The sequence below is a fragment of the Mesotoga sp. Brook.08.YT.4.2.5.2. genome, assembly GCF_003351125.1.
In the GTDB taxonomy this organism is placed as follows: domain Bacteria; phylum Thermotogota; class Thermotogae; order Petrotogales; family Kosmotogaceae; genus Mesotoga.
The window spans coordinates 1-20,139 of sequence record NZ_JPGZ01000009.1 but is presented as its reverse complement, the minus strand read 5'-3'; the positions used below and the strand labels follow the sequence as shown (position 1 = coordinate 20,139).

17 protein-coding genes and 3 tRNA genes are annotated in these 20,139 nt (G+C 45.1%); 16 read left to right on the top strand and 4 right to left on the bottom strand.

Annotated features, from left to right (window positions below; all coding sequences use genetic code 11):
• Positions 1 to 37 precede the first annotated feature (37 nt).
• The 9 genes from Q502_RS02215 to Q502_RS02175 all read left to right on the top strand — a co-directional run bounded on the left by Q502_RS02215 (position 38) and on the right by Q502_RS02175 (position 6,336).
• Positions 38 to 113 (top strand) — tRNA-Glu (locus tag Q502_RS02215).
• Between the two features lie 5 nt (positions 114 to 118).
• A tRNA-Val gene (locus Q502_RS02210) sits at positions 119 to 193 on the top strand.
• Positions 194 to 200: 7 nt separating this feature from the next.
• Positions 201 to 276, top strand: a tRNA-Phe gene (locus tag Q502_RS02205).
• Positions 277 to 385: 109 nt separating this feature from the next.
• A complete protein-coding gene (locus Q502_RS02200; RefSeq protein ID WP_243392212.1) occupies positions 386 to 895 on the top strand; it encodes a transcription repressor NadR in 510 nt (169 codons plus the stop codon).
• A 12-nt stretch (positions 896 to 907) separates the two neighbouring features.
• Complete coding sequence (locus Q502_RS02195; RefSeq protein WP_099828749.1) at positions 908 to 2,185, top strand: MFS transporter; 1,278 nt, start codon at positions 908 to 910, stop codon at positions 2,183 to 2,185.
• A 380-nt stretch (positions 2,186 to 2,565) separates the two neighbouring features.
• Positions 2,566 to 2,781 carry a DUF2089 family protein gene (locus Q502_RS14545; protein WP_243392211.1) on the top strand — a complete coding sequence of 72 codons (216 nt, stop codon included), beginning with the start codon at positions 2,566 to 2,568 and terminating at the stop codon, positions 2,779 to 2,781.
• Between the two features lie 308 nt (positions 2,782 to 3,089).
• The gene (locus Q502_RS02185; protein WP_099828748.1) at positions 3,090 to 4,007 is read left to right on the top strand and encodes an alpha/beta fold hydrolase; all 918 of its coding nucleotides are present in this window, start codon (positions 3,090 to 3,092) and stop codon (positions 4,005 to 4,007) included.
• 14 nt (positions 4,008 to 4,021) lie between these two features.
• Positions 4,022 to 4,993, top strand: coding sequence for a DUF523 and DUF1722 domain-containing protein (locus tag Q502_RS02180; RefSeq protein WP_258001746.1), 972 nt, complete (start codon positions 4,022 to 4,024; stop codon positions 4,991 to 4,993).
• A complete protein-coding gene (locus Q502_RS02175) occupies positions 4,990 to 6,336 on the top strand; it encodes a deoxyribodipyrimidine photo-lyase (protein WP_099828746.1) in 1,347 nt (448 codons plus the stop codon). The genes Q502_RS02180 and Q502_RS02175 overlap by 4 nt, the downstream gene beginning before the upstream one ends.
• Here the strand turns inward: Q502_RS02175 and Q502_RS02170 are convergent.
• On the bottom strand, positions 6,311 to 7,129 hold the full coding sequence (locus tag Q502_RS02170) for a protease complex subunit PrcB family protein (protein WP_099828745.1): 819 nt from the start codon (positions 7,127 to 7,129) through the stop codon (positions 6,311 to 6,313). The two genes, Q502_RS02175 and Q502_RS02170, sit on opposite strands and share 26 nt — an antisense overlap.
• 1,011 nt (positions 7,130 to 8,140) lie before the next feature.
• Between Q502_RS02170 and Q502_RS02165 the strand changes: the two genes are divergently transcribed.
• The 3 genes from Q502_RS02165 to Q502_RS02155 are packed head-to-tail and all read left to right on the top strand — an operon-like array spanning position 8,141 to position 11,250.
• Positions 8,141 to 9,421, top strand: coding sequence for an extracellular solute-binding protein (locus Q502_RS02165; RefSeq protein ID WP_099830207.1), 1,281 nt, complete (start codon positions 8,141 to 8,143; stop codon positions 9,419 to 9,421).
• A gap of 56 nt (positions 9,422 to 9,477) precedes the next feature.
• Complete coding sequence (locus Q502_RS02160; protein WP_099830206.1) at positions 9,478 to 10,389, top strand: carbohydrate ABC transporter permease; 912 nt, start codon at positions 9,478 to 9,480, stop codon at positions 10,387 to 10,389.
• Between the two features lie 9 nt (positions 10,390 to 10,398).
• The gene (locus Q502_RS02155) at positions 10,399 to 11,250 is read left to right on the top strand and encodes a carbohydrate ABC transporter permease (protein ID WP_099830205.1); all 852 of its coding nucleotides are present in this window, start codon (positions 10,399 to 10,401) and stop codon (positions 11,248 to 11,250) included.
• Here the strand turns inward: Q502_RS02155 and Q502_RS02150 are convergent.
• Positions 11,229 to 12,197: a hypothetical protein gene (locus Q502_RS02150; protein WP_099830204.1), complete on the bottom strand. Its 969-nt coding sequence runs from the start codon at positions 12,195 to 12,197 to the stop codon at positions 11,229 to 11,231. The genes Q502_RS02155 and Q502_RS02150 overlap by 22 nt on opposite strands.
• A gap of 148 nt (positions 12,198 to 12,345) precedes the next feature.
• On the opposite strand from Q502_RS02150, the gene Q502_RS02145 reads away from it, so the two are divergent.
• The 4 genes from Q502_RS02145 to Q502_RS02130 all read left to right on the top strand — a co-directional run bounded on the left by Q502_RS02145 (position 12,346) and on the right by Q502_RS02130 (position 18,280).
• A complete protein-coding gene (locus tag Q502_RS02145) occupies positions 12,346 to 12,828 on the top strand; it encodes a hypothetical protein (RefSeq protein WP_099830203.1) in 483 nt (160 codons plus the stop codon).
• A gap of 84 nt (positions 12,829 to 12,912) precedes the next feature.
• On the top strand, positions 12,913 to 14,958 hold the full coding sequence (locus Q502_RS02140) for a hypothetical protein (RefSeq protein ID WP_099830202.1): 2,046 nt from the start codon (positions 12,913 to 12,915) through the stop codon (positions 14,956 to 14,958).
• A 23-nt stretch (positions 14,959 to 14,981) separates the two neighbouring features.
• Entirely contained in the window at positions 14,982 to 16,175 is a 1,194-nt protein-coding gene (locus Q502_RS02135; RefSeq protein WP_099830201.1) for a BREX system ATP-binding domain-containing protein, read from the top strand.
• Positions 16,169 to 18,280: a DEAD/DEAH box helicase gene (locus Q502_RS02130; protein ID WP_099830200.1), complete on the top strand. Its 2,112-nt coding sequence runs from the start codon at positions 16,169 to 16,171 to the stop codon at positions 18,278 to 18,280. Before Q502_RS02135 ends, Q502_RS02130 begins: the two co-directional genes overlap by 7 nt.
• A gap of 70 nt (positions 18,281 to 18,350) precedes the next feature.
• Here the strand turns inward: Q502_RS02130 and Q502_RS02125 are convergent, their stop codons facing one another.
• On the bottom strand, positions 18,351 to 18,623 hold the full coding sequence (locus Q502_RS02125) for a hypothetical protein (protein WP_099830199.1): 273 nt from the start codon (positions 18,621 to 18,623) through the stop codon (positions 18,351 to 18,353).
• A gap of 249 nt (positions 18,624 to 18,872) precedes the next feature.
• Positions 18,873 to 19,949, bottom strand: coding sequence for a dipeptidase (locus Q502_RS02120; RefSeq protein WP_243392353.1), 1,077 nt, complete (start codon positions 19,947 to 19,949; stop codon positions 18,873 to 18,875).
• Positions 19,950 to 20,139: the final 190 nt, after the last annotated feature.

The following is a 20,139-nucleotide window of genomic DNA, read 5'->3' as shown; positions in this document are numbered from 1 at the left end:
GGGGACGGTTTATAGTGTAATATAAATTCGTGCTTCGGCCCTCATCGTCTAGTGGCCTAGGACACTGGCCTTTCACGCCGGCGACCGGGGTTCAAATCCCCGTGAGGGCGCCAGAGGTGGAAGCGTAGCTCAGAGGAAGAGCGTCTGCCTTACAAGCAGAAGGTCACAGGTTCGATCCCTGTCGCTTCCACCAGATTGATGGCGAGGTAGCTCAGCAGGTAGAGCAGCGGACTGAAAATCCGTGTGTCGACGGTTCGATTCCGTCCCTTGCCACCAGAGTTTTCCGTGGATTCTTAATTCACGATATGTCCTTCCGGGCATATTTTTTTAGACTGAATTACTGTAAAGTAGCTGCTATAATTAGCTTTATGCTGGGGGTGAGGTGGTGGAGAGATCTTCGCGACACAAACACATCTTAGAGACTCTTGAAGCTTCTACCGTTCCGGTAAAGGGACAGACTCTGGCAGCTGAAACAGGCGTTAGTAGACAGATGATCGTAAAGGATGTTGACGAGCTAAGGGAAAGAGGCTATAGAATCGTCTCTACTCCGAGAGGATATGTTCTTGACGGAAGAAAGAGTTTAAGAATGGTTGTCTCCGTAAAACACGAGGAAAAGGATATCTACGAGGAACTTTCAGCAATAATAAGAGCTGGAGGACGCGTAATTGATGTCAGCGTGATTCACGCAGTCTATGGTGAACTCAAAGGTCAGCTTAATCTATCAAGCATAGATCATCTAAACAGGTTCGTATCTGCTTTGAAAGCATCAGATGCACTTCCTCTTCTTAGTCTTTCAAAAGACGGAGTTCACCTTCACACTATTGAGGCGGACTCTGAAGAGGTACTGGGGAGTATCAGAAACATGCTGGAGGAGAGGGGCTTTTTTGCCAAGTAGAGGGGTAAGCGAATGAACATAGACGAAGTCATTCAGAAATATATCACTTCCGGTAGAAGAAGACGAATGCTTCTCTTGACATCAATGGAATGGATGCTTGTGGCCGGAGGGGTGATGATTACCTCCCTGACTCTTCCTTCTATTGTTGACGATCTCGCTGGAACTGTTGGAAGCCAGAACATGATGGCGAGTTCCGTATTTGCAGGTATGCTTCTTGGAGCCCTATTCTCCGGTGCAATTTCTGATAGATTCGGAAGAAAGTGGACTAATCTTGTTCTTTTGTTGATCGCCGGATTTTCAACAGGACTCACCGGCGCTTCTAACTCAATGAGAGTGTTCTCCCTGGGAAGATTTATCTCAGGATTTGGTTATGGCGGATTGTTGCCTGTTGTAAACGCCTACCTTACCGAATTCTCGTCCATCAGAATCAGGGGCCTTTATCTTGCTCTCCTGGAATCTAGCTGGGCAATTGGAAGTATCTTGATAGGTGGATTCACAATGTTAACGCTGGAATCCCTTGGATGGCAGTGGTCATACTATTTGCTTGCCTTCTTCAGTATTCCCCTTATATTCGTATCCTTTCTTCTTCCTGAGAGTCCAAAATATGAATTCATGAAGAAGGGAAAATCAGCTCTGGAAAAGATTCTTTCGACGAGTATAGATGAAGAAGTTGAGATGCACCAACGCCAAAAGCAGCCTATTCTGGGGCTTTTTAGAAACGGTCTTGCGAGAAGAACAATCATGATATGGATAAGCTGGTTCTCGGTTAGCTTTGTGTACTACGGAATCTATACTTGGGCTCCAAAGATTTTCATGTCGAAAGGGCTCACCCCAGTTTCATCTCTCTGGTACACCTTTTTCATGCTTATCATGCAACTTCCAGGATATCTTGCCGCAGCGCTTCTTATAGAGAGGTTCGGTAGAAGGCCATCTCTCACATTCTTTTTTGCGGGAATGGCAGTATCGTCTATTGTGATGGCTTTTGTAAGCAGCTCTTCGCTTCTTCTTTTCGCCAGCGTTCTGATTTCTCTATTCGTTCTTGGAGCTTGGGGCATGGTATACGCTTATACCCCTGAATTATATCCAACCGAGATGCGTGGCCTTGGAAACGGTACTTCAGGAGCTATGGCAAGGTCAGCAGGAATTATCGCGCCCTATTTCACCAGCACTTTAATGGGAGCCACCGGTAGCGTATTTGTTGTAATGATTTTTATGGCCGCTCTCAGTACATTTGCAGCTATAGTTGTCTTCAGAATGGGTGTAGAAACAAGACAGGTGATAATTGAATAGTTTGAATCTCCGCATTCATTTACATCAAGGATTGTCTTGCAGAAGCGTGTCTCCGTTGCAGAAAACACCTAAAGTTTTCTTTCCAGGTGAATTTCAGGAATTGTTTCAATATTGGTCATTTCTCTGTCATGCGCACACTCCATCAAATCGAATCGCTGGGATATATCTAGAATTCAGAAGAAATAAGATTTTGCTTATGCAATATTTACACTTATTAGTTATTGTCATATAGTTATCAATTATTAGATAATATTATTGAACTTTATTGAATTGATGACTCTCCAAAGATTGACTTCTTCCCGGGTTTACCGATATTTTCTCTTGCAGTACGCTTATTGCCGATCGGATGGAGGGCTCTGGATGAAGAAGCGGCTTGCTAAGTGTCCCAGCTGCGGCGGATATCTACAATTACCGAGTATACCTTTAAGAACTGCGAGATTAAGATTATCGGGACCTTTGTGCAAGACGAGCTGCTTTACCTGCCCGAAGAACTCCTTGACTTCCTGAAAGTGTTCATTAAGAATAGAGGAAATCTCTCTGAACTCCAGAAGGAGCTAAGTATTTCCTATCCCACTGCAAGAAGCAAACTGGAGTAACTGGTACAAGTCTCGGATATGAGCTTGCAAATCGCCAAATTCAGGAAGCTTCGAAGATCATCAGGAAATTGGAAGAAGGAAATCTCAGTGCCAAGGAAGGTGTAGAGCTTCTAGGCAAGAAGAAGAAAAGGCAACAGCTTCTCTTAATCGTTCTCGAATGGTGGCTTCTTCCAAAAGAAAGAAGCACTGCTCTTCAAAAAGAAGAATTGCTTTCCTAGATACTCGGTATTCGTAACCATCCAACGATCTGCAAAGAAAAAATGGTATATTATTGTTGCTTGAATACTTCCCGTGAAGGGGTGTATCTAATGAAATTGATTAAAGCGCTCTTTTTGATTCTGCTAATAGGTGCTGCTCTCCTCGTTATCAACAGTATCTTCAGCGTTACCATGGCCAGGATTTATTTCGGTAGAATAGAGAGAGACGGAAGGTATTTGAAGGTAGAACAAGAGGAGGTCTTCTTCAAGGTTATTGGAGACGGCGACCCAGTTCTAATGATACATGGTTTTGCTGGATCACATTTTGATTTTCTAGAGCTTGCTAAACTGCTTTCATCGAATAGAAGAGTCTACTTGTTGGACTTGCCCGGTTTTGGGCTGTCCACTGCCTCTAACAAAGGTGACTATTCAAGAAAGGGTTATGCTGAGCTTGTGGTTGATTTAATGAGCCTATTGAACATTGAGAAAGCTGATTTGATTGGCCATTCATTTGGAGGAGAGGTCTCTTTGAACATCGCCTACTATTTTCCCGAAAGGGTCAACCGCCTTGTTCTCATTGACTCTTCCATTCACGGGGATAGAGATATTCTCCCCGGTTTCTTTGCGCGAAGCAAGATAATGACGCGGATCGCTATGAGGTTCTATTTCCAAACTTTTCCGGTTCAAAGATTGCTTTATACTAAAGGATTGGGAGACAAATCCTTATTCAGTTCTGAAACTTTCGGCAGATATTTCTCGCTCGTGGACCATATGTCCTCTTCTTTCATTTATGAATTCATAAACAGTGATGACACAGCTTCTATATCGGATAAACTTGGCGAAATCGAATGCAGCACGCTGATCCTTTGGGGAGAAAAAGATATTATTCTCCCAGTTGCGGAGCATGGAGAGCCGCTGGCTAGAAAGATTCCCAATAGCATTCTGAAAGTAGTAGAGGGAAGCGGACACGCTCCATTTCTTGAATCACCTGATAGGATAGCAAAAGAAATCATCGGTTTTCTGGAATGAACGAGGAGGGCGATGTGTTGAGGCTAACCAAACCGGAAGTAGTCGTGAGCAGGTGCCTGGGCTTCGAAAGTTGCAGATACAACGCTCAGATGATCCCGAACAAATTCGTGGAGAAGCTGAAGAAGTTCGTCAATTACAGGACCGTATGTCCGGAATACGACATCGGGCTCGGAGTTCCTAGGCCGCCCATTCGCATGGTTTTCAGATCTAATGAAACAAGACTAGTGCAACCCTTAACGGGAGTTGACGTTACTGAACGCCTCTTGGAGTTTACGGAGAGTTTTTTTGCTGGACTGGAAAGGGTAGATGGCTTCATTCTCAAGTCGGCCTCACCTACGTGTGGCATAAAGGATGTTAAGGTCTATCCAGGAGAAGGAAAAGTCGCCTCATCAGGAAGGGATTCTGGTTTTTTTGGAGGCGCTGTACTAGAAAGATACTGTGGGCTTCCTATAGAAGACGAGGGAAGACTTTCTAATTTCACTATAAGAGAGCATTTCTTAACTATTCTATTCACCGTCACGCGCTTCAGAGACCTCTCCATAAATCTCACCAGAAAAGGTCTGGTTGATTTTCAGTCGGATAACAAGCTGCTCTTCATGTCCTACAACCAGAACGAAATGAGAATAATGGGAAGAATAATCGGAAAGATGGATTCAAGAGGTATTGAAGAAGTATACAGCGATTATTCATCCCACTTCTACAAGATGATGTCCACCCCCCCAAAACATACTTCACACATAAACGTCTTGATGCATGGGCTTGGTTACTTCTCTAAATACATCTCTTCTTCTGAGAAGAGGTTTTTTCTAGAGACGCTTGAAAGATATCGAGACGGAAAAATCCCGCTAAGTGTTCCTCTCTACATATTGCGTTCTTACATTGTTGCATTTGACAGTGAGTATCTTGCTCGTCAAACATTTTTCCAACCCTACCCTGCTGAATTGATTGAGATAACGGACTCCGGGAAGGGAAGGTCCGGAAAATGAAGAGTGATAGGATTCATAACCTGAGTAAGAGACGAGATATGAAAGGTAGATTCATTATGTACTGGATGCAGGCCTCTCAAAGAACCGAAGAAAACCCCGCACTCGAGATCGCAAAGCAAGAAGCCAAGAGAAATAGCCTTCCTCTTATAGTCCTTTTCGTCTTCAACACCGATTACCCCTCTGCAAATCTCAGGAACTTTTCCTTTATGATTGACGGGCTCAAGGCTGTTAAATCAAAGCTCAAAGAAATGGGTATCAGATTCACTGTTCTAGAGGGTAATCCAACAGAAATCGTCCCCCGGGCCTCAAGGAACTGTGCTTTGATCGTCACAGACGTTGGATACCTCAGGCATCAGATCGCATGGAGAAGGGAAATTGCGAAAGCATCCTCGTGCCCGGTAATCGCGGTCGAAGCCAACGTAGTTGTTCCTGTCAAAGCAGCCAGTAATAAGGAGGAATACAGCGCAGCTACGTTTAGGCCAAGAGTGTTGAGTCGCCTTCAAGATTTCATAACTGACTTCGAATCCGTCGTGTTCGAACCCGGAGACCCTGTAACCGATTTTGAGACCACATTTGATCTCGACAATCCGGACCTTTCAAATATCGACGACACGGCATCCATGGTCAGCAACTTTCCTGGCGGACAGGAAGAAGCAAATAGACAACTTGAGATATTTCTAGAAACCAAAATAGATAGGTTCGAGAAAGAGAGAAATGACCCCAATTGTGACTGTCTATCAGAGATGAGTCCATTTCTTCACTTCGGACAAATCTCCCCTTGTCTGATCGCCAGGAGGGTTATGGAGTCTGGTTCATCGGGAATAGAAGCTTATCTTGAAGAGCTTATTGTTAGAAGAGAACTGAGCATGAATTTCGTGTTCTATAACTCCAGGTACGATTCCTTCGAAGCACTCCCCCCGTGGGCTCAGAAGACGCTCAATGAACATAGAAGCGATAGGCGGGAATACGTATACTCACTTTCTGAACTGGAAGGCGGGATGACTCACGATCCTTACTGGAACGCAGCACAGAGAGAAATGGTCGTGAAGGGCAAAATGCACGGTTATATGCGTATGTATTGGGGAAAGAAGATCCTCGAATGGAGTCCAGATCCTGAAACTGCAATCAGCTCGGCGATCTATCTTAACGACAAATACGAACTAGACGGTAGAGATCCGAATGGTTATAGCGGCATTCTCTGGTGCTTCGGAAAACACGACAGAGCTTGGGCGGAGCGTTCAGTATTCGGAAAAGTCAGATATATGAACTCAAACGGCCTAAAAAGGAAGTTTGATGCCGATGCCTATGTGCAAAAGATCAGTTCTTTGACGAGTAAAGAGTGAAACACGAGCTGTATTCATAGATATCAATCACCTCGCCATCCTTGAGCACTTCCATTCGAACTGAGACATCGTAATTGCCAGAATGAAGCCCCAGAATTCTTATCGCTTTATGAGGGTAAGTGAAGGCCTGTGTAACGAAATCTCCGCTTCCCGGAGTCTGCAGTTTTGCAGCTACTTCAATGGTTCTATCTTTGTGGAGATAAACGCCGTCTATCACGATGCTGTAGCCGCCCGTAGGCCTTTCTCCCCCCTTGACTAACAATACCGGTTCTTCAAGGATTGCAGAGACCTGAGTAAAAAGACCTTCATTAACCTCCCCCAGAAGAATGCTCACATCGCTATCCCACTCAACTTCAACCGAGACGTCCTCAAACCCAAGTTCTATAGCATCATCCCCCCTATTTTTATCATAATCAACTTCGAGTCCCATTACCACGAGTGTATAACCTCTTTGAAACGTGAGAATGAAGGGATTCATTGTGTAGTATATACCCTCTCTCATCAATGAGATCTTTTTTTCATAACTCTCCCCATTTCCTCTAAGTTGAATGAATACTTCTCGCTCCGAATTCTGGCTTCCTGGATCGAACAACCAGCCGGACAAGACAATTGCGACTTCTCCTGAATAGCTTTTCGAGAGAACTGTGAAGTTCACATTGCTTGTTCTACTTCCTACACTCTCCGTAAGAACAAACGGCTCAAGTTCTGCAAGCTCAACATAGCCAACGTTAAAAGCAAATAGATAGGATAGAAGATTGAAAACTACAATTAAAACCCAGAATGTCTTCTTCATTTAGTCACCTCCTTGGTAATAAGACCACATAAACCGACCGTTTGTTTGTACGAACAAATCGGTGAGTAGCCCAGGGCGATTTCACCCCCAACCATCCGGGGACGTAAGGCTGGCTTCGCCAGGAGGGAGAACCTTTCTAGGGGCAGGACGTTAGGTTGCATGAACTAACTCAATTGGTCATCCTGACGTGCTCTTGGTCAGGGATGAGGCGGATCAGAGGTAAGAGGAATGAGGCTAGAGGTAAGAAGATCAAGATCTCTTCGCTCTTCCGACCTCTTGCCTCTGACCTCAGGCTCTTCCCAAGCCCAAGGACGGGTCCATGATTTGGGACGAAGGACTAAGGACGACTCTTCACAGAGTTCAGCGGGTTTTTGTTCTTAAGCTTACAGCGGATCTTCGTCCAGTGTACAAAGGAGATTTCATACGACCTCATCTTGTCTGTTTGCTCCTTCCTTGTCTCTGTTCACAGTTCCTCCCTTTCGGTTGTCTGCACAGAGTTGGTTGACTAACCTACAAAACTGGATAACACGTCCCTTCGCTCCACTCCCATTACAGGAGCTTCATCACTACTACGGACTGTTCCGCCCCTGAATCTGGCATCGGTACTTTCACCCTCGTGGGTCTTCCACTTGNNCCGGTTTAGATGACACTAAAGGTCCTTACGACACGTTCACGGTGGTTCACTTGTATTCGTCTCCTCTGGTACTCACCTGACGGGATCACTGTCCCGCCTTTTCCCGTAACGTTCACTACCATGGCTCTTTACCACAGCAGCTTACGGTGGTTTGAAGCCTCCACCTGCATGGCGGCTTCGAGGGGCCCTCCCTCATCTTCGATTAAGCATGGCTTGAAGTTTCTTTCTTCGCCTTCTTGGCACACCCTGGTCATTATCTCTGCAAGAAGGATTCCTAACAGCCTAGATCCAGTCAAAATAAGTTTCGTATTTATGCATCAACGTTGTATTATTTTATCAGGAGCAGTTGCTCCAATTCTATGGGGAGGTGTTTTTTGATGAATAGGCGTTTTCTTTTCGTGCTAATCCTGTCTTTTCTTCTGACTATGTCTGCACTGATCGCCAACAAAATCGTTCTGGAGTTCTGGACTCATGAAGATCCGAACAGAACTCCACTTGAAGAACGTTTCATCCAGGAATTTCAAGAGATGTACCCCAATGTAGTTATTAAAAGGGTTACCCAATCTTCGACGAAAATCCAGGAACTCATTCTGACCGCGTTCGCAGCCAACCAGGGCCCAGACATCTTCAATATGTCAGTAGAAGATGAGTTCGCCTATATTGTTAATGGTAGAGTGGCTCCAGTAAATTATGAAGCAGCTGGTTACACAGGTAAAGAAGGTCTTTTAGCATCGTATCTACCTGGAACTCTCGCTCCAGTAACATATGAGGGCGAGATATACGGGCTGCCTCTCGAAATAACCAACTGGTGCATATTCCTGAACAAGAAAGTCTTCAGAGATGCTGGTCTCGACCCCGAGGTCGACTATCCTAAGACTTGGGAAGAGATGATGGATGTCTCCGAGAAACTAACGATAAGAGAGGGTGAGATTATCACCCGCCGAGGTTTCGACTTCAGATATCCGTATTATCTCGTTGCATTCATGCCTCTGGTTGAACAGATGGGAGGAAAACTTGTAAGTGACGATGGGAAGACTGCAATCATTAACGATGAAGCTTGGCTCAATTTCCTCGATTATATGGCCGCCTGGGGCCCAAATGGGCAAAATCTCGGGTCGCCCACGTATAAAAACGCCAGAAGTCTTTTCAATATGGACAACAACGACATTGGAATGTGTACATCAGGGCTTTATCAGATAGCTAGAATAAAGGCAGACAATCCTGAGTTCTATGAAAGCGGCGAATTCATGGTTGTCCCCTTCCCACAATTTGAAAACGCTGTGAATCACGTTCCGGCTCACTACTATGGACATTACTACATGGTTAACTCCCAGAAACCGAAGGAGAACCAGGAAATGGCGTGGAAGTTCATATCATACATGCTAAGCCACGCAGAGGAATACCTTGAAAAGGTAGCGATAATAATTCCAACAAACGAGCTTCTCGAATCAGAGACTTTCAAGAACTATCCGTACTCAGATGTCTTCATCTCAGACCTTGAAAAGTCAACTGTCGTTTACTTCTCCGAAAGCTCTGCGAAGATCCAGTCGTTGATTAAGGAAGCTGTTGAGTCCGTTATGCTAAGCGGGACAAGTTCCCAAAACGCACTCAACACTCTTCGCAGAAAGGTTCAAGAAGTCTTGGACGATCAATACTAGACAATTCGCCCGCCGAAAGGCGGGCATGTTAATATCGAAAGGGGTGAGCCTTACCTTTGAGACATATCTTCAATCGGGGTATAGAGCACAAAAAGGCAAGGTGGGGCTGGTTCTTTGTTTTACCATCGCTGGCTTTCTTTGCTGTTTTTTCGTTCTACCCTATCATAAATGCTTTTTATACGAGCCTCTTCAGAAAGAGACTACTTGATCTTCGTCCACCAACATTTATCGGTTTTTCAAATTACGAGTACCTGCTGAAATCCCCAGACTTCTGGAACTCGGTGAAAGCAACATTCATTTTCACTTTAGGCACATTCATTCCCATTGTTGTATTCAGTCTTCTTCTTGCAGTTTTGATAATGTCAAGGCGAAGATTTCAGAAATTCTTCCAAATGGCGTTCTACTCTCCGGCCGTTCTCTCTTCTGTGGTCTCAGCAGCGATCTGGTTGCTGATTTTCGATCCAAGGGGTCTGGCCAACACAACAATGAACACGTTGTTAGGAACCGTGGGGAAAGACTACAAGTGGCTAGCAACTGCAGGTATGGTAAGATTATCCACAATACTTGTCTATTTCTGGAAATATATCGGTTACTTCACAATCATTTATATAACGGGGCTCGCAAGTATTCCGCAGAGTATGCACGAAGCAGCTCAAATAGACGGTGCCAATGGCTGGAAAGACTTCTGGCACATTACTCTCCCCTTGCTGAAACCTACAACTGTTTTAGTATCGATAATGTCGATGCTGCAATGTCTCAAGACGTTCAGCACGCAGTACCTTTTCACCCAATCAGGAGCCCCTACTGAACCGATCAACGTCATTACATTGAACATTTACAACACAGCAATAAGAGATCACAACATAGGAAGGGCAAGCGCTATGAGCGTTTTGCTATTCGCTATTATGCTATTCTTCACCTGGATTCAGTTTAGGGTAAGCCGATCGGGCGGAGAAGTCGATTATTAGGGGGTGCTGATGAAGACCATTAAGAAGCAATCATTTATCGTCGATGTCTTGATTTGGGCCTTCCTGATCCTAACCGCCATTGTAATCCTTGCACCAATTGTATTCATGTTTACCGCATCTCTCATGCCATCGAGAGATATCCTTAAGATGCCTTATCCGTGGATACCCAAAGATCTCTACTGGCAGAATTACTGGCAGGCCTTGAGGGGAAACGATGGGAGTTTCATTTTTCCTAGAAATATTCTTAACTCTTTCATCGTAGCCGGGGTAGTATCGATTTCTACCGTTTTTCTTTCCGCCCTCACAGGATATGGATTGGCGAAGTTCCCTTTCAGGGGTCGAAATCTTGTCTTTCTGCTGATAATGGCCACAATGATGATCCCCTTTGAAGCCATCATGATTCCTCTCTATCTGGTAGCCACATCACTGAAGATTCAAAACTCCTATATAGGACTGATCCTTCCATTTCTAATGAACGCGTTCGGCATCTTTTTGATGAGACAATACCTTATCACGTTTCCAGACGAGATAATTGATGCCGCAAGAATCGACGGTTCCGGTGAATTCAGCATCTTCTTGAGAATAATACTCCCCAACAGCGCGCCGGCTATCGCGACTCTGGCAATTCTAACATTCAGAACCCAGTGGGATAATCTTCTATGGCCGCTATTGATTTCGCAAAGCGAGGAAATGAAGACCATTCCCCTTTACATCGTCAAGTTCGCAACGGAAAAGCACACAAATGAAGGTGCGATGATGGCAGCTGCAGTCATAGCAAGCATTCCAATCCTTGTTCTCTTCCTGGCGCTGTCCAGATATTTCGTCAGTGGTGCTTCACTTCATTCTTCGCGAAAGGGATAACCGAAGAGGTATCTTGGTTCGATTATTCCAAAGAACGAGCCTTTCAGGGAGAACACTTCCTGAAAGGTTTCTTTATCAATGACGGAAACGGAATCATCAAATCGGCACAAAAGAAGCTTTCTGCCCTGCCGCCAGTCAAATATCGGCACTAACTCTCTCAAGGGTCTTTCAACTTCCAGACTCTCCTTTAGGGTGTGGTCGCTCTCGTCAAATATCAGAATCCTGCTTCCCAAAGAGTCAACGACGAAGACTTCTCCATCAAGAACTGCAACATCCATAGCGTAACCAACAGGAATCCCTTGTCTTTCTTCCAGACCGAACGTGCTTATCTCGAATATCAGAACGCCTTTATTAGCAGCAGCAACGTAGAACGCTCCTTTGGATACGGCGACCGCATTAATGGTCAATCCACTTTCCAAATCGTTAATATAACGCGGATGAATCTGATCAATCAGCTCAAATCCGCTATCACCTCTTCTCACAACAAACAATCCATCGAGTTCACTGCCGACCAGAACATAATCATTGCAGTACGACACTGAGTTTGTCCACCCCTTCAACGGAATGGTTTGGACATGCCTATAGAAGAGCGGTCCATAGAATTTGAAGACTTTCAAGCCAAGCGTTCCATCTGCAACGAACACCTCCAGTCTCTCAATATCTACATCTATTGCTTCGCAGTGAAAAGTATCAACTACACTCAACTTCTCTTGCTGATTGGCTGGCAGCACCGCAAATCCTCTATCTCTTAGTACATTGAAGATCAGACCGCCGGCGAAGACTCCTCCACTAGACAAAGAAGGAACTGGAAGAATCCGAACCTTCCATTCGTAGTCGTTTAGTGATACTTCTACAAGCCCGCCGAATCCCATTCCGAAGTAGAAAGTTGTTGAGCAAAGACATGAACTAATAATGATAATTGCCAGTAGAGGAATACTTCTTCTCATAGCACCACCTCCAGTTAAATTCTAGTACGTTTCTGGAGAAAAACAACTTCAATTGCGAACACTGGCATTCACGAGATCACTTCGCCCTCTTGATAATGACGCTTAACCTCAGAGACGACAGGATATATAATTAAAGAGAGGTGATTATATGGGTAAGAAGGAATTTCTGCGAAAGATCATCTCCGAAGGACGAAGCGCCGATCAAATTGCAGATCTTTTCGGAATAACGGTGGACAAACTTGAGAGATACCTGGAAGATCCCTCACAGTCAAGGCTTGCAGTTGCAGAGGCGATAACAGAACTCAGGAGGTTGGAAGCTCTTCCTCTAGAAACAAAAGAAGACATTTTGCTTTTCTCCTTCAAAGTGATTCTGGAGTCTATTAACTTCCTTTTCGCTGATATTGAGAGAGCCGCCTGTGAGAAAACAGAAGAGCGACTGTCTGTCATGATCAGAAAACTCATCGATGGAGCTTACCTTCTTCTTGCGATCTCAAGACTGGAAAAAGCCGGGGAAACTCTTCCCTCCCTCAGGCAGGATCAAAGATTTCTGAGAGCTTGCCAAAATAGAGCGCTTATTGCCGAAAGATTATTGGATCTCGCCGAGCTGATAGACCTGGAGATCGAGCGCTGATTCGGTGTTTTCCGGAAGCTGCAAATCGCCTTCATTAAGTGTAGTATAATCAATTTGGAAGCTACTTTAAGTGAGGGATATATCTTGTCTGATTCTCGACATCGGGAATTCATTACTTTTTTGTCTTCTGAAGACGTTATTGAGAAAGCAAACGAGAGTCTTGAGGGTAAGAGCTGGATACCACTTATTGAGACCTCAAACGCTGCTCTAATATCTCTCAAGACACCAATGGTTGCAACACTTTTCAAGAGACTGTTTGATACTAAGTACGCTTTCATATACAGAAGCATCGAAGGTCAGCTTGTCTCAGCATCATCTGAGAGTACAGTTGCCCTCGTTGAGACGCTTATCCTGGCGGCAACAGAACGTCCGGTTTTCGATGAGAGCTTCATGAGCTTCCTGGATTTCTTCAAAGAAGCGCCTCAGATTTTGGAGAGAATAGTCGTTCATTACGCCAACAGAATTGTGAATCAATCAGACTCATTCGTTACAGGGTTAAGGGATCTCAAGATTCTATACGAGAAGGTACGTAGAAGGGCAGAGCAATTCGGAGTGAACCTTCCCCTAAGCGAGTTTGTTTCAAGTGTATTCGGCCTTGATACAACTCTACTACCGTTGATCGAGTCGGATCTCGTAGATTTTCTCGCGAAATTCCCTCCGACTGAAGAAGGGGTTTTCAGATTCCTCGACAATCAGATCAAACTCGCCGTTGGTGAATACGACGAAAGTAGTGTAGAGATACAATTATCAAGGCTTGAGACAATAATTAGAGAAATCAAACGATACTGTTCAACCTTCATGAAATGGTTGACAGTGCCAGACAATCTCTTCATAGCCTTCTTGGAAAGGGGAATTCGAAAACACGGTACGCTTGCTACATGGTTAGAAGGAATAAAAGAGGCAAGAACCGAATATGGTCTATGCCAAAGCCATTGGGAAGAAGCAAGAAAGTGGTACTTCGAAAAGATAAGTGCGAGGATCTTGCCGTCATTCCAGAAGTCGATGGCTGGTTGGGCTTGCTGGACAATCGTCGAGGAACGACAGATAAAAGAGCCGCTGGCTCACGCTGGAGAAACAATGAGGTATTCTGCAAGAAGAAGCGAGTTCCGCATAATAAAGGCAGAAGAAAGCGGTGGCGTCTACGTCCTTTGCTCTATTGACGAGCTCATTGTCTCATCGTTGGGACTCATGAAGGCCGGGAGAAACTTCCCATTCAACTCGATAAGAACACAGCTGGAAGAGCTAAAACTCTCGAGAGAAGCTTTTCTCGACAGCAAGGATGCTTTGTTCGTCGGATATACCTGGAAATACCTTCTTCCTGGAGGCGGACCGGATAAGGAAGCGAAGAACAATGAAAGGATCGAGTGCTTCAATTACTATGTTGTCACCGTTTCTGCTACAGGTTTTGGAGTACCACTAATTAAGCTTTTCTTTGCGAAAGAAGAGAGCGCAAGAACATTCATAGAGTTCTTGAGAGAGGCAAGGGTTATGTCTACGTGGAAGGAATACCCACAAAACGGTCTTCCAGCGTCACTAAAAGCGAAGCAGAAGAATCGTTCGGAGTATCAGTGCGAGAGTAACGCCGAAGACAAGGATCAGAAGACGGTAGAGGATCTAATCATTGAAAGGCTTATCGAAGAAGACGCCGAAGAAGAATCTGAGGGACCTGAAGTACCGGAAACAAAGAATAAGCCGATATCCATAGACTTGCTGGAGAAGATAAATTCTCTCCACTATGAACTTGAATGGACGGTTAAGCGGATGAACGAAATCGAATGGAACTATTGCTTTCCAGAGCTGGATACGGCTGAATTAGGTCGTGTGAACCTTCCAGAAATGCCCGAAGAAAGAGATGGATTTAAAGAACTGGAAGAAAAGATTGAATCCCTTGCTGGAAAGGCAAGGAAGACCGTCTTCAGGATTCTCTCTTCTGAGCCCGAGAGAGAGTACACTCTTCAGGAGCTGGGATTGACGTTCTGGAGCGTTTTCGTTGTCGCGCCCAAGATAACAAGTGGGGGAAAGCCTCTTATAGAAGTGATTAGCGGCGATGTACCGAAGCTTGTTTGGGGAACGAATTTCGATGAAGAAACGAGGGATTTACTTAGAGCGAGATTCGCTTCAGAAGAATGATGGAAAGTTGAAAGGAGATATCAGTGGATTACCATCCCATGTTTGAGGCGATAAGAGCCGGAACGGCGGTTCCCGTCGATTATGTTAAGGAAATTGTAACGGGTCGAGAAAGATACACTCAGGAAATTGAAAGCGACATAGACTATGTCCTCACCGGAAAGAGCAAAGTCAGAGTCTTTCTAGGCGAATACGGTCTGGGCAAGACTACCCTCGCAAGATATGCCGAATATGTCTCCAGAGAAAGAGGAATGATGATATCTTGCCTTTCCGAAAAGGACTATGACACCCTTCACAAACAGGATGAGTTCTTCAGGTCTATCATGAAGAATATGTCAATGGTCGGTATCAACGGCAATCCACTTAAGATATTCCTTAGGGCCTGGGCAGAGAAAACACTCGCTGAACTCGAAGAACTGAAAATAGCAAGTGATGATGTTAGTAATGTGAGGGAGTATCTATCTACCCGTGACAATTACGATCCCAATGGAATGTTCTCTCATTTCTGCGCGGCTTATGTTGCGAGCGCTGGGAAAGGAGCTCCCGGCGAAGAGTTTTACGCCTACCTGGTAGGAGACAACGTCGACAGAAGAACCATGAAGAAGCACGGAATATACCACTTTTTGCAAGACGACGGCTGGAACTTCTTAAGGTCTTTCACTTCGCTAATGGACACTTTGCAGGTGCCAGGACTAGTTGTGATCATGGACGAACTTGAAGCAACTATGAACAGAAGGAGAGACGTAAGGGATAGGACTTTCAACCAGTTAAGGGAAATAATCGACAAGATGTCTTCTGGTTTTCTTCAGAAGAGTTATTTTCTTTGGTTAGGAACGGACGTATGGTTTGAGAACAAACATAGAGGCATAGCCTCTTATCATGCACTCTATGACAGAATGAAAAACATATCAGGTGACAGCAGCGGAAAGACAGTTATCCTTAACCTTGATCCCTTAAGTAAAGAGGACCTAAGAAAACTGATCAGAAGAATAAAATCGCTCTACTCAAGTTGCTACTCATATGCTGCAGACTCCTCTTTCGAAGAGAAGACTCTTGAGACTCTAATGAAACAATACACTGGAATTGACGGAAAACTCAGACCGTCTGTTAGGGAAGTCACCAAGCTTACTGTCGAACTTCTAGACTCTTCAAGACTAGGAAATGAGACAGACACGATCGGGAATACCGACTCTGTAAAGGCTGCTGATAACTTGTGGTAGTCGATCCAAGACTTAATCAGAGACTAATCGACTTGTTCTCATACAGATATCGCTGGCAAAGCTTGAGGGAGATCCAGAACAGAACAATTCCTCCTATTCTTGATGGGAAGAATCTGTTACTGATAGCCGGAACTGCATCAGGCAAAACAGAAGCCGTAATGATACCGGTGGTCAACAGACTTCTCGAAATCTCTGGGGGACTGAAATGCATCTACTTAGCTCCTCTAAAATCATTAATCAACGATGTTTCATCTCGTCTTGAGCTGATGTTGAGACCTTTCGGGCTAACTGTCGGGAAATGGCATGGAGACCTCACACAGTCGGAGAAGCTCACCGTGGCAAAGGAAGCTTCAGTTCTTGTAACAACTCCTGAGTCAGTTGAGGGAATCTTCTTGAGTGATAACAGAGAACTGCTTTCTTGTCTCGAATTTATAATCATTGACGAGGTCCATGCCTTCATTGACTCTCCAAGGGGGGCTCAACTCGCCTCTCTGATGGAGAGAATCAAGATACTCTCCGGCATTGATCAACAGAGAATCGCGATGTCCGCAACGGTTGGGAACCCAGAGCTGCTGCTAGAGTGGCTAAACGGAAGTTCAGACAGAGAATCGGAACTGGTGGTAGATGAGAAGAGAAACAAAAAAACAATCGAGGTTCTTACCGAGAAAGAAATCTCTCCCGCTAAATATCTTGAAAAGCTTCTTACGGAAACTAACGATAAAGTACTCGTCTTTTCTTACTCAAGGTCTAAGGCAGAGGAGTTTGCAGCACAAGCGAGATCGATAGATATAGACACCCCGGTCCACCACAGCTCTGTGTCCAAGTCTTTGCGAGTAGAAATCGAAGAGGAATTTAAGAAGGACAGAAAGCTGAGGGCCATAGTCGCAACCTCAACTCTGGAAATGGGTATCGATATTGGTGATATTGATAGAGTGATCTTCCTGGAGATCCCACCATCAACTGCTTCATTCCTTCAGAGAGCCGGACGGGCAGGAAGGAAAGGAAACAAGTCATCGGTTTCGGTCTTCATAGAAGATCCGCAAAGTCTTTATAATCTTCTTGGAATATCGCAGATGCTGGCCGTAGGTTCGGTCGAACCTCTTAAGCCTAGCGATTATCACTTACCGTTGTTGGGTCACCAGTTAATCGGTCTTACCCTAAACAGAGGTTCGCTTTACCATGATGATCTCTCAATACTTAAGAGAGCCTTCCCTTTCAGAAAAGTCGAGACTGAAGACTTCAATATTCTTTTGAAGCACCTGATCGACGAGGCTTTTCTTGCAAAGACTGGCAGATCGGTAACACAAGGTGCATCAACAGCAGAAATTGTTGGCAGCGGGAAGGAAAAGATGGATTTCGTAGTTCTCTTCCCGGGAGGGTTTGAGTACTCTGTGATATTCAACGGACATGAGATCGGGAAAATCCACCCGGCCGTCCTGAGCAGTTCTTCTGATGATGAAATGAGTTTTCTGCTCGGCGGTCGTTCATATTTGGTCAAGGAAGTCAACTCAAACAGGAAGACCGTTCATGTAGTTAAGGGTAGCAGTGGCAAACCGCCCTCGTGGTTTGGGGGAAGCTCCTTGATGACGAAGGAGTTCGCAAGAGCTATAAGGTCTTCTCTCCTTGAAATGAGAATTCCAGATGGAATGCTTCTTTCTCCGGGCGCTTCGCAAATACTGCTTGACTTCGTTGACAATCACAGAGCTTCGCCAAATCTGATTTCCCTTCGAGAATCCAATAAAAGAGTGATTATTGAGACGTTTGCGGGCGATTTGTCCAACATCTTTCTATCCCTGTGTATAAAGGCAGTTTCTGGCCTCAAATCGGTAAGTGCGAACTGGCACAGTGTTGTAATAAAAAGAGGTGTCGACATTGATGAGCTGCATGAGATGCTTCTCGCTATCTCAAGATTGGAAGTTCGTGAAGTCTCGGGGATTCTCTCTACCTTTCTCCTGGCCAATCCTTCGGAGCTGAAGAGACAATACGAGCTCTTCGGCGAAAAACTTGAAAGATACGTTCCTAAGGAACTTCTAGTGAAATACGTAATTCACAGGCTATTTGACTCTTTGCTTCTGAGTGAGCTAGCAGGAGCCGTCATAGAGTGATCCAGTAACCCTGGTCCGTTCTTTTCTGTATTCGTTTGATATAGGGGCCACAGCCCCCAAGAAGTAGTTATCAGTCTTCCTCAAAACCCTCTTCCATCTCTACCACAGAATCATTCAATCTCTCAAGATCACCCTTTAGATCGAGAATCGAGGCTTGAAGCTCGGGAAGGCGAGCGACGATTTCGTCAAGACCGTCGATCCAATCCTCAATGCTAGATCTCAACTCTGTCACTTCGTCCTGCTCCATGTCAGGCAACGCTTCATGGAGTTCTTGAACATCTGCATTCTCAAGCTCGTCGAAAAGCTCCTCAACTAGATCAAGGATTTTCTCTATGTTTTGCACCTTTGCCACTCCTTTCGGCTTCAGCTTCTATACTGACAGATGTTATCACAAGTCCAACGTTTTTTGTACAGTGAGAAGCTCCAATTTCCAATTTCGATATTCTTCTTGAACAAAGTCGAAATGGAAGCGCAGATTTGATTATTCGGGTAGTCATTTGAGATGAAGAAGAGTGTAGGACACTCAAGCGTTTCAAGACTCATAGGCAATGAAAAGAAGCGGCCGCAAGGGCCGCTTCCGATACCCAATCAATTATCTCTCGGGGAATCCGTAACCGATAGCTTCGTTCCACCAGTCGGGATACGGTGAAGATCTGAAGTTGACATATCCGAGAGCGTAGTTTCCAAGAAGTCTGTCGCCAAGCAGTTTCCATTCTTCGTGCCATGCAACCGCGTTCATAAAGGCATAATTGGAAATCAAATCTATGGCGCCTTCTGGATCAGTCTCATACATCTCTGTAGCAATCTTTTGAACTTCCGGTGTAACCTTGTAGAGAACTTCCAGTTTGGGATCCCTGTAATTCCTGATATCCTGGATCGCAAGATTATAGTGAAGTTCAGCCATCTGCTGAACGTAAGAGTTGACCCACCAACCGGAGTCTCTTCTGAACTCTTCATACCTGCTGCCTGTTTCGTAGAACTTGGGAAGCTCTCTCATAATAGGCCACAGTGGAACTATGTAAGTTGTATCAGGCGCACCGTAACCGTACCAGCTGATTCCCTTGAACGGGTCTGCATAGGCGGAGTTTGTCTGCCCGATATGGACGTAGCAAGTCCTGTGCATGTTGATGCTTCGTTCCCAGGTTCCAGTTCTACTTGTGTTTGCGTACCTGAGAGGATCGCCCCAAGGTCCGGCAGCAAGTCCTACCGTAAGATCGTAATCCGTTCCCTGATAGTAATCGCCCTTAATCACAAATATGTCGTGAACCGTAAGCAGTCTGTCAGGCTTCACTGAAAGAGGGAACCTTACGTCGTGAGGGCTAAGACCCAGAGACGGGGCTACCAGATCGAATGCTCTCCACTCTCTTCTAGTTGCATAAAGGTTGTCGTTCGGAGCGTAAATCTCTGCTATGTTGAAGGGCTTACCTGAACTGGGATCGTACCAGCCCTGGTCAACTGCAAAAGAAACGATATTCGGGGAGGCCATCACGTTCTCTGTATCTTCGAAATCGACTTCCATGATCCTTGCTCTGTTCGCAGCAACTGTGAAGTGATCACTAGGGATTCTTACGCCAGCCCAGAGGTCTCTTCCATAGAATTCGACGATCCAGCATTCTTCACCGTCAGCAACGGTCATTGTCTCTCCGTGAGTAGCCCAGGGAGATTTCACCCCCAGGCTCTCTCAGAACCGGACTTGAACCTCTCGATTCATCCGGCTCCCATTATCCAGCCGCATAGATTATCCTCATTGTCCAATGTGCAAAGGAGATTTCATACGACCTCATCTTGTCTGTTTCCTCCTTCCTTGTCTCTTTTCACAGTTCCTCCCTTTCGGTTATCTGCACAGAGTTGGTTGACTA

What these genes read in the sequence shown, in the direction of transcription:
- Q502_RS02195 (WP_099828749.1), top strand. Translation starts at nt 908, where the DNA reads ATGAACATAGACGAAGTCATTCAGAAATATATCACTTCCGGTAGAAGA.
- Q502_RS02185 (WP_099828748.1), top strand. Translation starts at nt 3,090, where the DNA reads ATGAAATTGATTAAAGCGCTCTTTTTGATTCTGCTAATAGGTGCTGCT.
- Q502_RS02175 (WP_099828746.1), top strand. Translation starts at nt 4,990, where the DNA reads ATGAAGAGTGATAGGATTCATAACCTGAGTAAGAGACGAGATATGAAA.
- Q502_RS02170 (WP_099828745.1), bottom strand. Translation starts at nt 7,129, where the DNA reads ATGAAGAAGACATTCTGGGTTTTAATTGTAGTTTTCAATCTTCTATCC.
- Q502_RS02165 (WP_099830207.1), top strand. Translation starts at nt 8,141, where the DNA reads ATGAATAGGCGTTTTCTTTTCGTGCTAATCCTGTCTTTTCTTCTGACT.
- Q502_RS02155 (WP_099830205.1), top strand. Translation starts at nt 10,399, where the DNA reads ATGAAGACCATTAAGAAGCAATCATTTATCGTCGATGTCTTGATTTGG.
- Q502_RS02150 (WP_099830204.1), bottom strand. Translation starts at nt 12,197, where the DNA reads ATGAGAAGAAGTATTCCTCTACTGGCAATTATCATTATTAGTTCATGT.
- Q502_RS02145 (WP_099830203.1), top strand. Translation starts at nt 12,346, where the DNA reads ATGGGTAAGAAGGAATTTCTGCGAAAGATCATCTCCGAAGGACGAAGC.